Here is a 13,068-nt window from a genome sequence, read left to right as displayed (position 1 = left end):
CCGGGGCTCGGGCGTGCATGCGGGTATTTCCGGAACTTAAGCGTTTCGGAAACTAGAAGGCCCGGAGCGCCCTCTCCCGCAAGGGCAGGGCCGGGCGATTTGGAATCAGGGAAGCGCGGATTCCGAAAAGGGAAATCCGACGGCCCTTCAGCCGGATAATTAGGCAGGATAAAGCGGCACGCGCGGGCTCGCGGAGTGCCGGCGTCAGGCGGTCGTCAGGCGGTCAGGTCGAGGAACGCCCGCACCGCCGCTTCGAACTCGCGCGGCTTCTCTGCGTGCAACCAGTGACCGCAGCCCGGCAGTTTCGCAAACTTCGCAGCGGGAAAAAAACTGCGGATGCGGTCGCGGTATTCGGGTTTCACGTAGCTCGACTCGGCGCCGGAGAGAAACAGTGCCGGACGGTCGAAATGGCCGTCGATCTCCGGGAAATCGAGGATCTTGGGCATTTCCGCCTCGAGCGCGTCGAGGTTCAGCTTCCAGCGCTTTTCCTTGAGGTCGAGGGACTGGGTGAAGAAGCTCCGCAGCGTCGGGTCGTCGATCACCTTGGCCAGCTGATCGTTGGCGTCCGAGCGTTTTTCGATCTTTGCGAGATCGACCGTGCGCATCGCGGCGATATTCTGGTTCTGGTCGTGCGCGTATTTCACTGGCGCGATGTCCGCGAGGATCGCCCGGTTGACCAACTCGGGACGCGTCAGCGCCAGCACCATGGCCGCCTTGCCGCCCATCGAATGGCCCAGCACGTCGGCACGGCCGCCGAGGCTCTCGATCACCTCGGCGATGTCGCCGGCCATGTCGAAATAGCTGTGGCTGTCGCTCTGCGGGCTGTCGCCGTGGTTGCGCTGATCCACCGCGATCACCTCGCGCTGGTCCGAGAGTCGCTTCGAGATCACCCCCCAGTTGCGGGCGGAGCCGAAGAGCCCGTGGACGATGACGAGCGGCGGTTGGTCGGTGGCGGAGCCGTGGCGGATCATGTTCAGCATGGGCCCTGTCTAGGCCGCGGGCGGCGCATGGAAAAGACCAAAACGCGTGGTCGCCGGGGTGGGGCAAATCTCTTCGAAGAGATTTGCAACCTCCTTCGAAGGAGGTTGCCACCAAACCGTTGCGGCTTGCGTACGGCGGTCAAATGCCGGAAGTTCGCGACATGGATGCAACCCCGAAGATCGGTGCGCGGCTGATGCCGCTGTTCGAGAGCCGCCTCGGCCTCGGCAAGGGCAGCTTCGAGCGGCGCGCGAAGCGCGCGGCGCACCGGTTGCCGCGGTGGGCGCGTCGGGATCTGCGGGCGCTCAGCGAGGCGCAGGGCATGGCGGGGCATCCGAAGCTCGCCATGCGGCTCGACATGGCGGAGTTGACGCGCGCCGAAGGCCGCATCGCGCGGCATCTGGAGGCGATCGACGTGAAGGCGCGGCGGCGCTACTGGCAGCTCGGCGTGCTTGCGGGGCTGATGTTCAACCTCGCACTGCTCGCGGCGCTGATGGCGGCGGTCTACTACCTCCTGATCCGCAGCTGACGCTTCGGCCTGGTCTCGTCCGGGGTGCCGGGGGCGCGGCCGTTGAGGCGCAGGAACAGGCTTTCCTCGTCGTCGTTGCGGAAGAAGGGCACGGAGCTCGGCGCGCGGCGGTCCTGGGCGCGGGCGGTGATTTCTGCGAGCACCACCTCGGTGATGAACGGCAGATCGAAGCGGCGCACCTCGTCGAGCGGCACCCATTGCAGGTGCGACAGCTCGTCGGAGGCCGCCGAGAAATCATCGGGATCGGACTTCAAGGCCTCGGCGTCCACCAGGAAGAAGCGCGCATCGAAGCGGCGCGGGCGACCCGGCGGGGTGATTGCGCGGAAGACGAACTGCAGCGCCGAGGCCGAGGGCCGGTGACCTGTCTCGGCAAAACCCTCCCAGCCTTCGGGCGGGTTTGGCCACTTGCCGGGCCAGCCCAGCACCTGGCCGGTTTCCTCCCAGAGCTCGCGGATGGCGGCGGCGGCGAGCGCCGGGGCGCGGCCCGCGGGGGCCTCTTCGGCGAGGCGCGCGGCGCAGGCGGCGGGCAGCGGGGCGGCGAGCTTCACCTCGGCATCCGCCTCGTCCACGGCCCCGCCGGGAAAGACGAACTTGTTGGGCATGAAGGCCGCCGCTGCGCCGCGCTGCCCCATCAGAACGCTCGGGCGGCTGTCGCGGTCGCGCAGCACGATCACCGTGGCTGCGTCGCGGATGGCTGTCTTGTCGCTGCTCATGCGCATTCCCCTGCGTCTTGGTCTGCCGTGCGGGGAAAGCGCTCGGCGTCAGCGGTCGCGTGCGAAGCCGTGCATCTCGCGCGCCCACTGGAAGCCGACGATCGCCCCCTTCAGTCGCGGCAGAAGGTAGAGGGAAAGCCCGATGCAGCCAATAAGGAAGATGGTGATCAGGATCAGCGGCTCGGGCCGCCAAGTGGTGAACACCCAGAGCAGCGCCGGCGCCATGATGTGGCCGACGATGAGGATCGTCAGATAGGCCGGGCCGTCGTCGGCGCGGTGGTGGTGCAGCTCCTCGCGGCAGACCGGACAATGGTCCCGCACCTTGAGGTAGGAGCGCAGGATCGGTCCATTGCCGCAGCTCGGGCAACGGCCGCGGAAGCCGCGCCAGACGGCGGGCCAGGTTTCGCGCTCGGTCTCGCCCTCTGGCGAAAGATCGGTCATGGGGGGCACCTTGGAAGTCATGTCCCCAAAGGTGGCGCAAGCCTGTCGCCATTTAAAGAGGACAGGAGCGCGCAGCGGCGTGATGTCGCAAAGCGGCAGGGTGGATGCAGGTTTAGCGCGGGGCGCCTCAAAGGTCTGAGCCCGGTCGCGCCGGGATCGGGCGCGCAACGGGTCGTAGCTCACCATGACGTGGTCTCGGTGGGCTGGCCGTTCGGTGAGCCACTGATGGTAGCCGGCCAGATCGTGCAGCGCGGCACGCGCTATCGGGATTTCGTAGGAGCGATGCAGCACGTGGCCGAACTGGATGTCGGTGCAGGTGAGCCGCGCGCTTGCGAGCGACGCGTGTTGCCGAGGCTCTGTTCCGCGATCCGCGGCCTGTGTTCCAGCGCCTGCACCGCTTGAGCGATCGCCGCGGCGTCCTGCCGGTGGGCCGGGGTACGGACGATGCGCCAGAAGACCGGCGCGGCAAAGGCCATGGCCACGTTGAGATTTGCCCATTCCGTCCAGCGGTCGACATCCGCGCGGGTCAGCGGGTCGCGCGGCCAGATGGCGTCGTCGCCATAGCGCCCGGCAAGGTAGCGCAGGATCGCGCCGGTTTCCCAGAGTGCGGGCCCGTCATCGTCGCGCAGCACGAGGACCGTCCAGTTGGGGTTGAACACTTGGAAGACCTCGGTGTCGGTGCCACGGTGGATATGCCGACGTCGTGGTCCAGGTAGGGCAGGTCCAGTTCGCCAATGCACCACATCAGGGCTTGCACGTTCGATGAGGGGCGTCTGCTCCAGACCGTCAGCATGGCGCTTTCTCCTTTCAAAAGCTCTGCCCAATCGCCCCGCCCAACCGCCCCGCCCAACCGCCCTGTCCATCACCAGGTTTTCGGATGCCGGGTGCAAGCCGTGCGGGCCGCGAGAAAAAAACTTTGCCCCCGGGCGACGGAAGTTTCCGCGCCCCGCGTGAAAGCTAGTGATCGGACGGCAAACACGCCGCCGGTGAGACACGCGATGCAATGAGGAGATCGCAGCGATGACACGCATGAACAAACTGATGACCGGCGCCGCCCTCGTGGTTCTGGGCACGGCGAGCCTTGCCTTTGCTGCAACCGACGCGAAGCCCATGGGGCAGCGCGGCGAGCGCCCGGCGCCCATGACGCAGATGTTCGAGAGCTTCGACAGCGACGGCAACGGGTCGATCAGCCGCGAGGAATTCGCGGCCCACGGTCCCGCAGCAGGCTTTTCCGAGGCCTATGCCACGGCCGACGCGGATGGCAATGGCCTGCTCGAAGGCGATGAGCTGATCGCCTTTGCCGACGCCCGCAAGGCGGCCCGCGAGGCGCAGCAGCTGGAGATGCGCAAGGCGCGCATGGAACAGCGGATGCTTGAGCGGTTCGATGCGGACAAGGATGGCAAGCTGTCCCTCGAGGAGATGCAGGCGCAGGGCCCGATGGGGTTCTTCGACCGCTTCGACGCGGATGAGGATGGCCAGGTGACCGAAGATGAGCTCGCGGCGGCCCGCCCGATGCGCCACGAACAGCGCGGCATGGGTCAGGGTGCAGGCGAGGGCATGGGCCCGAAGGGTGACCGGATGATGCGCCATGAGGGGGACCAGCGTCAGTGGCATGGTGACCGTGACCACGACCAGCGTGGGCAGGGCTTCAAGCGCGGCCCGCAGAACGGCGATGGCCCGCGCGACGGGCAGGGGCCGCGCGGCGGCGGCATGCAGGACTTCTGGCAGTACTGAAGCTCCGAGGATCGGGCCGCCCCGTGCGGCCCGGTCCTTGCGCGGCCCGGCACATCGGGCTAGCGCAAGGGGATGGACCGGATGCCCTATGACGCGATGAGTGGTGAAAGCGACGAGACGTTGCTCGCGGCCTATGCCGCGGGCGATCAGGCCGCTGCGCGGGCGCTCGTACAGCGCCTGGGTCCGCGTGCTTTTGGCCATGCGGTCCGCATGCTCGGCGACAGGGCCGAGGCGGAGGACGTGGCACAGGAGGCGTTGCTGCGGCTCTGGCGCGCGGCACCCGGCTGGCGCGAGGGCGAGGCGAAGGTCTCGACATGGCTCTATCGGGTGGTGTCGAATCTCTGCATCGACCGGATGCGCCGACGGCGTGGCAGGTCGGTGGATATCGACGACATCGCCGAGCCGGCCGATCCCGCGCCGGGCGCCGAGGCGACCTTGCAGGGCAAGGCCCGCGAGGGCGCGCTGCAGGAGGCGCTGGACGCGCTGCCGGAGCGGCAGCGGCAGGCGGTGGTATTGCGGCATCTCGAGGGGCTTTCCAACCCCGAGATCGCCGGGATCATGGACTTGGGCGTGCGTGCGGTGGAAAGTCTTACCGCGCGGGGACGCAAGGCGCTGGAGGCCCTGCTGGCAGGGCGGCGCGCAGAGCTGGGGTATGACGATGACTGATCAGCGCAGGAAGGAAGAGGGGCCGCTGGCCTCGCTGTTCGAGGCAGAACGGCAGGATGCACCGCTGCCCTCCGGTGACTGGATGGCCCGGATGGAGGCGCTGGCGCTCGAGGTGCAGCCTGCCGCGAGACCGGCGCCAAGACCGGAAGAGCGGCGTTCGCCGCCGCTGCTCCGCAGGGTCAGTGCATGGCGCGAGGCGCTGCAGACCTTCGGCGGCTGGCCGGCGCTGGCCGGGCTTGCGGCGGCCTGCGCCGCCGGTGTCTGGATCGGCGTGGCCTCTCCGGAGACGATGACGACACTGCTGTCGAGCGACAGCAGCAGCCTGCTGTCGGCGGTCGATCCCGCCAGCGGCTTCGACTACGCGATGTTGGGACTTTGACGATGACGAACGATGCCTCCCCGACGCCGGAGCAGATGCCCGGCGCGAAGAAGCCCTCGGGGGCGCCGCGCTGGATGCGCTGGCTGCTGCTGGGATCGCTGGCGCTGAACCTCGCGGTGGTCGGGGTTGTCGCGGGCGGCCTCCTGCGCCATGGCGGCCCCGAGCGCGGCGGTCCGCCGCGCGGACGCGAGTTCATCACCCCCTACACGCAGGCCTTCTCGCAAGATCAGCGGCGCGAGCTGGGCCGCCAGCTGTTCAGCTCGTTCGAGCGCAAGCAGGGTGACCGCCCGCGTCCCAGGCCCTTTGCCGACTATCGCAGCGCGCTTGAGCTGCTGCGTGCCGAACCTTTCGACAGTACGGCCTTTGCAGAAGCGCTGTCCGCGCAGGACGCCCGTGCAGCGGAACGGCAGAAGATGGGTCAGGACGTTCTGGTGGACTATGTTGCCACGCTCTCCCCGGAGGCGCGGGAGGCCTATGCCGACCGGCTCGAAGCGGAGCTTGACGCCCTGGCGAAGCGGCTGCCCCGGAAGCCCCGGGACTGACACGTCGCCCGGATCGCGGGCGTGACAGTGGCGCGGGAAAGGCCATCTGACGGGCCTGTCAGGCCCTCGGCCCATACCCGCAGGCAGCGCGCTCGGCTGTGTCCAGGAACTCTCCTCAGATCCGGCGCAATTCCCTGATGTTCAGCCACGGCTGTGGCTGCCGTTCGGGCTCTGCCAGCCGGACCTGGTTCCGCCCCGCCTGCTTGGCGGCATAAAGCGCCCCGTCGGCTCGGCGCAGGACCGTCTCGACAGGGTTTGACCCCGGCTCGGTGAAGGCGATGCCGATGCTGATGGTCAGCGCGATGCCGGCCTGTGACCCGCCCCCCGGACCGATCAAGGGCAAGGTCAGCCCGGCGATGCGTTCACGCAACTGCCGGGCGGTGGCAAGGGCGGCTTCTGCGTCGCTGCCGGGCAGGGCGATGAGAAATTCCTCTCCGCCAACCCGCGCGACGAGATCCCGCGGGCGCAGCGCATCGGACAGCGCGCGCGCCGTCGTCGCGAGCACGCGGTCGCCGATGGAATGCCCCCAGTGATCGTTCACCTTCTTGAAATGGTCGAGGTCGGCGATGAGCAGGGCCAGCGGCTGTTCGAGTTCGGCGGCCTGCTGCGCCAGCCGCGCCAGCTCTGGCATGGCGTAGCGGCGGTTGTAGAGCCCGGTCAGAGGGTCGATTATCGCGGCGCGCAGGCCGTTGCGGAGAGCGGCATGATGTTGCTCCGCGCGGCGCCTCCGGTTGATCAGTCGCGGCAGACGGAGCGCAAGCTCCAGTGCATCCGGCCCCCGGTGCAGCAGCTCGTCCGCGCCCAGATCCAGTGCACGGGCCGCATATTCGGCGCGCTCCGGCTCTGTCACATACACCAGCGCGGCGCGACGCCGGGCACGGGCGGTGCGCAGTTGCGACAGAAATGCCAGCCCGGCCTCGGGGGCTGCAGGGTTGTCAATCAGCACGATAGCCTCGGCCGGGGTGACGCCTTGTTTCAGCAGATGGCCCGGCGCGAGGATGCGGACCTGAGCGCCGAGATTGATCCGCAGCCGGGTCGCCATAAGGGCGACATCCGCCTCCGGGTCGAGCGGGACAAGGGAGATACGCGCCGGGCGGTCGAAGTTCCGTGGCAGTTCTGACAGCCCAAGCGCGCGCTGGGTGTCATTGCGCAGCTGCAGTTCGTCCTGGGCGCGGCTGCGGTGGATGAGGTTTCTCAGCCGGGCGAGCAGCAGGATATCCTCGACCGGGCGGGCGATGACATCATCGGCGCCGACCGCGAGCAACGCCAGCCGCCGCTCGGGCTGATCCTTTTCGCAGAGCAGCACGAGCGGGGTGTCGGCGTGGCCGGGCAATGAGCGCAGCCGGGTGCAGAAGCCGCTGCTGCACATGTCGGGCAGCATGGTCGCAGAGAGAACGAGATCGGGGTGGAGATCGTCGATGCTGCGCAACGCCTCGGCGCCACTGGCCACCGTCGCGACCTGGTAGAAGGCCGAGGCGAGCTTGGTCCGAAGCTGGTCGCACTGACTGGCCGAGCCCCCGACGATGAGTATGCGTCCTGCCATCGTCCTGTTCCTGCCCTCGTGTCGTCCGCGTGTCGCCCATCCGGAGGCCGTCCCGCGCCGCGCGGCCTTGCATCCCCGTCGCGGCTCAGTCTTTATGAAAACTGGTTAAGAAAGCCTTTCGATTGGCGGGGAGTTGCACGGATGGTGGGGCGTGACGAGGCAGAGCTGATCGGGTTGCAGGCGGCGGCCTGGCTGGCCGCGAACGACGAGCTTCTGCCGGTTTTCCTCGGCGCCACGGGAGCGTCTGCCGAGGATTTTCGGTCCGGTCTGTCGGACCCGGGCTTTCAGGGCGCGGTGCTCGACTTCCTGCTGATGGACGACGCCTGGGTGCGGAGCTTCTGCGACGAGGCGGGGCTGGCCTATGATCTTCCGTTCCAGGCGCGCCAGCACCTGCCTGGCGGCGGCGAGGTGCATTGGACGTGAGCCCGCAATCCGGCCCTCGTGTGGCGGCGGTACTCTTCGACAAGGATGGCACGCTGTTCGATTTCACCCGCACCTGGAGTGCCTGGGCGCTGCGGGTGATGCATCAGCTTGCCGAGGGTGATGCGCGGCTCATCGATGCCATGGCGCGCGAGCTTCGCTTCGATCTCGGCAGCGGCACCTTCCTCAAGGACAGCCCGGTGATCGCCGGCACCAGTCTCGAGGCGGCGGAGTGCCTTGCGCAGGGGTTGGGCGGGCGTGATGCCACGGCGCTCGAGCGCTTTCTATCCGAAGAGGCGGCCCGCGCGCCGCTGGTCGAGGCCGTGCCTCTGGCGCCGCTGCTGGATTCGCTGCGGCGGTCCGGGCTTCGGCTGGGCGTGATGACCAATGACAACGAGGCGGTGGCCCACGCGCATCTGCGGCAGGTCGGTGTTTCCGACAGGTTCGATTTCGTCGCCGGCTTCGACAGCGGCCACGGCGCCAAGCCATCGCCCGCGCCCTTGCTGGCCTTTGCGACCGCCCTCGGTCTGCCGCCCGCCCAGGTGGTCATGGTCGGCGACAGCACCCATGACCTGCAAGCGGGCCGCGCGGCGGGCATGAGAACGGTTGCGGTGTTGACCGGTCCGGCCGGGGCAGATGACCTGCGTGACCTCGCGGATGTCGTGCTGCCCGATATCGGGCATCTGCCCGGATGGCTCTGCGCCGTGGAGGCCTGAGCTGGACAACTCCGAAGAATTTTCGGCATTGCGGATTCGTTAAGTTCCGTCGCCTAGAGTGACCGCATTGGGCCTGCCATGGTGGCAGCGGCGCACCGGCGATCACATTGGGCGGCCTCCGCTCAGGGGCATTTGGTCAGAGGTGTCTTGTCAGGGGCGTTCATTCTGGCGTGTGCAGGCTGATCTGCGGGGTGCCTGCGAGGCCTCACCATGCGGGGAATTTCCGCAGGCGCTAGGACTTCAGTCGGCCCGTCGCTCGTTGCGCTCAGGGGCGATGTTTCCTGAGCTGCGTTTGGTGTGGCTGCGCCGGCGCCAATGCGCAAGGCACCTTACAGGCGGGCGTGGGCGCGGCCGGAAAGGGTGCTGGGTCCTTGCAGAAGAGCGTGCGCCGTTTGCGGCAGGACTGCGGGATCAGCTCCTGACCTTCAGAAAGGGAAGTATCGATGTCGCCAAGATCGCGCGAAACGGCGCTCCCGGGCTCGGGCGGAGCCAGCCACGCAACGGGCGGCGCCTAGCGCGCCGGACCCCTGATGGATCGGCGGATGCACGGTCTTGTCGCACGCACTCTGCAGTGCTTCGTTCAAGACACCTACGGGGAGGAGCGCTGGCGCCGGGTTGCCGATGACGCGCGACTGGAACTGCCTGAGTTCGAGGCCATGCTCGACTACGAGGCCCAGCTTATCGGGCGCGTTCTGACGCGGGCCGAGCTGGAGTTGGACAAGCCGCGCGCCGCGATGCTCGAGGACATTGGCACCTACCTCATGACCCACCCCAACAACGAGCGCCTGCGCCGGCTCATGCGCTACGGCGGCGAGGATTTCATCGACTTCCTGCATTCGCTCGAGGAACTGCCGGGCCGGGCGCGGCTCGCGGTGCCCGATCTGAGCCTACCGGCGCTGGAGCTGAGCGAAACCGCGCCGCGTCGCTTCGCCCTTGTCTGCAAATGCACCGGCCCGACGAGTCGGGGGTACTCCCACGTTCTGGCCGGTGTGCTGCGCGCCATGGCCGACGACTACGGGGCGCTGATCCTGCTCGATCTCGCCGACGGTCCCGGCGACGACGAGCTGATAGAGATCACGGTGATCGAGACCGCCTATACGAGGGGGCGCAGCTTCGTTCTGGGGGCACATGGCGCAGGACAGGGCGGATGACGCCGCTGGTTCTGCCTCAGGCGACCCTGGATGCACTGTGCCCCATGCACGCGCGGCTCGATTCGTCGGGACATGTGCTTGGCGTCGGGCCGACATTGCAGCGCGTGCTCCTCGGTGAAGCGAGCTGCCGCCTGCATTTCTCGGACCTCTTCGAGATATTCCGGCCCCGGCACGTCACGGGGCTCGAGGATCTCCTGTCGCTTGCGGGGCGCCGGCTGCAAGTGCGGCTGGCCGGCCCGAGGCGCGAGACGCTGCGCGGCCTGGCCATGCCCGACGCCTCCGGTGGGGCAATCCTCGATCTGTCCTTCGGTCTCGGCCTCGTCGAGGCGGTGCGCGACCATGCGCTCACCAGCAGCGATTTCGCCGCCACCGACCTTGCCATCGACATGCTCTACCTCGTCGAGGCGAAATCCGCCGCGATGGAGGCGTCGCGGATGCTCAATCGCCGCCTGCAGGGCGCGATGCTCGAGGCTGAGGAACGCGCCTTCACCGACCCGCTCACCGGCCTGCGAAATCGCCGCGCCGTGACCCGGACGCTGACCGACTTGCTGCGGCGCGATGCGGCCTTCGCGCTGATGCACCTGGATCTCGACTTCTTCAAGCAGGTCAATGACACGCTCGGACATGGCGCCGGGGACCGGGTGCTGGAAGCCGTGGCTGGACTGATGCGCGAGCTGACCCGCGAAGGAGATACCGTGGCGCGGATCGGCGGTGACGAATTCGTCATCATCGTCGCAGGTGTGACCGAGCGCCAGCGACTCGCGGAGCTTGCCGCGCGTCTCATTGCGCGGCTCGAAGCTCCAATTGAACTGCAGGCGCAGGGTGCGGTTCGGCCGGCTCGGGTCTCGGCAAGCATAGGGATCGCCCTGCACCGCCCGGGCGCAGCGGTCTCCCCCTCCGGCGCTGAGACGCTTCTCGAGGAGTCTGACATCGCGCTCTATGACGCAAAGCGGGCCGGGCGCGGGCGCTATGCGTTCTACCCGCCACCGGAGCCCTCCGTTGGAGAGGAGCGCTGCCGTGCACCCGGCCGTCGCGATGATGCCGGCGAGGGTTCCGCAAGGTGAGGAAAAAAAGACCGAGATTTTTTCCAGAAGGGGGTTGCGCCCTCCCGGAGGCTGGCGTAAATCCCGCGCCACGGTTGGGGCGTAGCCAAGTGGTAAGGCACCGGTTTTTGGTACCGCGCACCGTAGGTTCGAATCCTACCGCCCCAGCCAATATCTCCTAACATACCGAAGTTACGAGACTTTCGGCCCGAGGGCGGTAGAAATGCCCCCGTAGGTGCCCCACCTATCTGCCCCCTGTTTTGCTGACCGCTTCCCGCATGCGCTGAGCATAATGACGGGGTCATTTGCCGTGTGCGGTCAGGTGGTCTCCTGGTCGGTCAAGCAGGAGGATCGAGGGGGATAAGCAGCATGTGCGGCGGCAGGATGAGGTCGATCGTTATCGGCCCGCCTTCTGTCACTTCGTCCAGTCGGCGCCCGCTCTGGGTCAGGCTACGTTCGGTCGTCGGACCTTGATTTCGCTGCAGCGTTGGCCCCACGCGATCGACCAACTTCCCGGCGCCTGTCTTCGCGAAGGTCATTGCATACGCTTCATGCGGCAGCACGATGGCCCCGCCGGTGGCGGACGGGGCCGCTTCCGACCCAATCTCAGAGCGGCGGTGAGAGCGTCGACCACGGTGGCGGCGGGATGAGCCCGCGGCGGGTGTCGTGTTCCAGGGACAGCAAAGCTCTTAGTTCAGAGCATGCCCGTGTTCCGCGGAGCTGAGGGCGCGGCTCGATCCGTCCTGCGCGGGTTGGTCTCGTCCTGCCGCAGATGAGGCACCTGCGGCAGGGCTGTTCTCACGCGGCGATGGCGTCGTCGATGGTCGAGAAGAATTCGCCCCGGGTGAAGGGCATCGTCAGGATGCCGCTCGCGCCCAGCCCCTTGGCGAGCAGCGTCGTGGCGACCCGCGCATAGCGGTTCAGCACGACGATCGGCTGCCGTGTGTTGCCAGCGCGCAGGTCGCGCAGGAAGGCAAACCCGTCCTGATCCGGCAGCTCGGGATCGAGCATAACGAGATCGTACTGGCCGCTTTCGATCAGCGGGCGCGCATCCACGGCAGTGGCCGTCTGAAAGGCGCGATGACCACCCTCTGCAAGGATGCGGTCCAAAGCACTGCGCTGGTCCTGGTCGGGAAGGATCAGAAGGATCCGGGCCATGAAGGTCTCCTCTTGAGCGGGTTCACAAGCTCCCAAGGATGTCGGGGTCGGTGAAATCGCTCAACCGAGTCGTCCAGAGGTTTACGTAGCGTCCACGTGGATAAGCCGGGGGGAATGTGTGGGGTTACCCTTTCGGTTGCGAAAAGGTCACTGTGCGGGCGAGGGGGGCAGGACATGGCGCGCCGGAGTTGGAGGGGCACCCGCAAGAAGCGAATGACCTCCAGAGGCGCCCTCTATGGGTGCAATGCGATGCGCCTCTGCCCGCCTTGGGAGCAATCCGTCGCGCCCCGGTGAAAACTTGCGGCATCCGGGCAAATGCCTGTGCTAGCGCTGAGCTTCGGAAAATCAGGCCAGTGATGGAGCAAGCCATGGATCCCCGCCAACTCGAGATGACCGTGCTGATGACACCAGACATGGCGAACTTCAGCGGCAAGGTGCACGGTGGTGCGCTTCTCAACCTGCTCGACCGGGTCGCCTTTTCCTGCGCCTCGCGCTTCTCCGGACGCTACGCGGTGACGCTCTCGGTGGACCAGGTGACTTTCAAGCAGCCGATCAACGTCGGTGAACTGGTGACCTTCCGCGCGAGCGTGAATCACGCGGGCCGCACCTCGATGGAGATCGGCATTCGTGTCGAGGCCGAGGATATTCGCAAGGGCACGCGCCGCCATACCAACTCGTGCTATTTCACCATGGTCGCGGTGGATGACGAGGGGCGTCCTGCCGAGGTGCCGGCGCTCACGGTCAGCACCGAGCTCGAGAAAAAGCGCCATCGTGCCGCCGCGTTGCGCAAGAAGCTGCGGGTGCAATTCGGCGAGGAGATGCGGAAGGCTGCGGAGGGCTGACGCGCCGCCCCCGCGGGGACGCAGGCTCATCGAATTTCGCAAGACGCCCCGCTTGGCGGGGCGTCTTCTTGTTTCATCGGGTGTTTCGCCCGTCCAGTCACAGGCGGCTTGAAGAGCATGTGCTTCTTTTCGGCCGACGACATCCTCGCTGAGGGCATGTTTCGCTTGTCGTGAGGGGCTCAACTTCCTTGTGAGCGCTCACATTTCCCGGAG

At 67.4% G+C, this 13,068-nt stretch carries 17 protein-coding genes and 1 tRNA gene; 11 read left to right on the top strand and 7 right to left on the bottom strand.

Going from position 1 to position 13,068, the window contains the following annotated elements:
- Positions 1-215: 215 nt before the first annotated feature.
- Positions 216-980 (bottom strand): alpha/beta fold hydrolase, encoded by a 765-nt coding sequence (locus tag BM397_RS24055; protein WP_092429642.1) that lies wholly within the window; start codon positions 978-980, stop codon positions 216-218.
- 161 nt (positions 981-1,141) lie between these two features.
- Between BM397_RS24055 and BM397_RS24050 the strand changes: the two genes are divergently transcribed.
- Entirely contained in the window at positions 1,142-1,507 is a 366-nt protein-coding gene (locus tag BM397_RS24050; protein WP_092429640.1) for a hypothetical protein, read from the top strand.
- On the opposite strand, the gene BM397_RS24045 is transcribed toward BM397_RS24050, so the two are convergent.
- From BM397_RS24045 to BM397_RS29550, 3 genes are all read right to left on the bottom strand, one after another.
- Positions 1,486-2,220, bottom strand: coding sequence for an NUDIX hydrolase (locus BM397_RS24045; RefSeq protein WP_092429794.1), 735 nt, complete (start codon positions 2,218-2,220; stop codon positions 1,486-1,488). The genes BM397_RS24050 and BM397_RS24045 overlap by 22 nt on opposite strands.
- A 48-nt stretch (positions 2,221-2,268) precedes the next feature.
- Positions 2,269-2,661: a DUF983 domain-containing protein gene (locus tag BM397_RS24040; protein WP_092429792.1), complete on the bottom strand. Its 393-nt coding sequence runs from the start codon at positions 2,659-2,661 to the stop codon at positions 2,269-2,271.
- Positions 2,662-2,921: 260 nt separating this feature from the next.
- Positions 2,922-3,320, bottom strand: coding sequence for a glutathione S-transferase family protein (locus BM397_RS29550; protein WP_218124925.1), 399 nt, complete (start codon positions 3,318-3,320; stop codon positions 2,922-2,924).
- Between the two features lie 361 nt (positions 3,321-3,681).
- Between BM397_RS29550 and BM397_RS24030 the strand changes: the two genes are divergently transcribed.
- From BM397_RS24030 to BM397_RS24015, 4 genes are all read left to right on the top strand, one after another.
- The gene (locus tag BM397_RS24030) at positions 3,682-4,395 is read left to right on the top strand and encodes an EF-hand domain-containing protein (protein ID WP_245696209.1); all 714 of its coding nucleotides are present in this window, start codon (positions 3,682-3,684) and stop codon (positions 4,393-4,395) included.
- 81 nt (positions 4,396-4,476) lie between these two features.
- A complete protein-coding gene (locus tag BM397_RS24025; protein WP_425425980.1) occupies positions 4,477-5,061 on the top strand; it encodes an RNA polymerase sigma factor in 585 nt (194 codons plus the stop codon).
- Entirely contained in the window at positions 5,048-5,440 is a 393-nt protein-coding gene (locus BM397_RS24020; RefSeq protein ID WP_092429636.1) for a hypothetical protein, read from the top strand. Before BM397_RS24025 ends, BM397_RS24020 begins: the two co-directional genes overlap by 14 nt.
- Before the next feature lie 2 nt (positions 5,441-5,442).
- Positions 5,443-5,982, top strand: a complete 540-nt coding sequence (locus BM397_RS24015) for a periplasmic heavy metal sensor (protein WP_245696208.1) — start codon at positions 5,443-5,445, stop codon at positions 5,980-5,982.
- Between the two features lie 115 nt (positions 5,983-6,097).
- Here BM397_RS24015 and BM397_RS24010 read toward each other — a convergent pair whose 3' ends face one another.
- Positions 6,098-7,525 (bottom strand): diguanylate cyclase, encoded by a 1,428-nt coding sequence (locus tag BM397_RS24010; protein WP_092429634.1) that lies wholly within the window; start codon positions 7,523-7,525, stop codon positions 6,098-6,100.
- A gap of 141 nt (positions 7,526-7,666) precedes the next feature.
- Between BM397_RS24010 and BM397_RS24005 the strand changes: the two genes are divergently transcribed.
- The 5 genes from BM397_RS24005 (at position 7,667) to BM397_RS23985 (ending at position 11,026) form a co-directional block, all read left to right on the top strand.
- On the top strand, positions 7,667-7,948 hold the full coding sequence (locus BM397_RS24005; protein ID WP_092429632.1) for a DUF3572 domain-containing protein: 282 nt from the start codon (positions 7,667-7,669) through the stop codon (positions 7,946-7,948).
- Positions 7,945-8,661, top strand: coding sequence for an HAD family hydrolase (locus tag BM397_RS24000; protein WP_176806853.1), 717 nt, complete (start codon positions 7,945-7,947; stop codon positions 8,659-8,661). The genes BM397_RS24005 and BM397_RS24000 overlap by 4 nt, the downstream gene beginning before the upstream one ends.
- Before the next feature lie 542 nt (positions 8,662-9,203).
- Positions 9,204-9,812 (top strand): heme NO-binding domain-containing protein, encoded by a 609-nt coding sequence (locus BM397_RS23995; RefSeq protein WP_092429628.1) that lies wholly within the window; start codon positions 9,204-9,206, stop codon positions 9,810-9,812.
- Positions 9,809-10,876 (top strand): GGDEF domain-containing protein, encoded by a 1,068-nt coding sequence (locus tag BM397_RS23990; protein ID WP_176806851.1) that lies wholly within the window; start codon positions 9,809-9,811, stop codon positions 10,874-10,876. The genes BM397_RS23995 and BM397_RS23990 overlap by 4 nt, the downstream gene beginning before the upstream one ends.
- Positions 10,877-10,951: 75 nt before the next feature.
- Positions 10,952-11,026 (top strand) — tRNA-Gln (locus tag BM397_RS23985).
- Positions 11,027-11,193: 167 nt separating this feature from the next.
- Here BM397_RS23985 and BM397_RS23980 read toward each other — a convergent pair.
- Positions 11,194-11,394: a hypothetical protein gene (locus BM397_RS23980; RefSeq protein ID WP_092429626.1), complete on the bottom strand. Its 201-nt coding sequence runs from the start codon at positions 11,392-11,394 to the stop codon at positions 11,194-11,196.
- 259 nt (positions 11,395-11,653) lie between these two features.
- Positions 11,654-12,013: a response regulator gene (locus BM397_RS23975; RefSeq protein ID WP_092429624.1), complete on the bottom strand. Its 360-nt coding sequence runs from the start codon at positions 12,011-12,013 to the stop codon at positions 11,654-11,656.
- Between the two features lie 368 nt (positions 12,014-12,381).
- Between BM397_RS23975 and BM397_RS23970 the strand changes: the two genes are divergently transcribed.
- Positions 12,382-12,855: an acyl-CoA thioesterase gene (locus BM397_RS23970; protein ID WP_092429784.1), complete on the top strand. Its 474-nt coding sequence runs from the start codon at positions 12,382-12,384 to the stop codon at positions 12,853-12,855.
- Positions 12,856-13,068 lie beyond the last annotated feature (213 nt).

This window comes from Alloyangia pacifica, assembly GCF_900116195.1.
Classification (GTDB): domain Bacteria; phylum Pseudomonadota; class Alphaproteobacteria; order Rhodobacterales; family Rhodobacteraceae; genus Salipiger; species Salipiger pacificus.
This window is presented reverse-complemented; position numbering and strand designations above follow the sequence as displayed.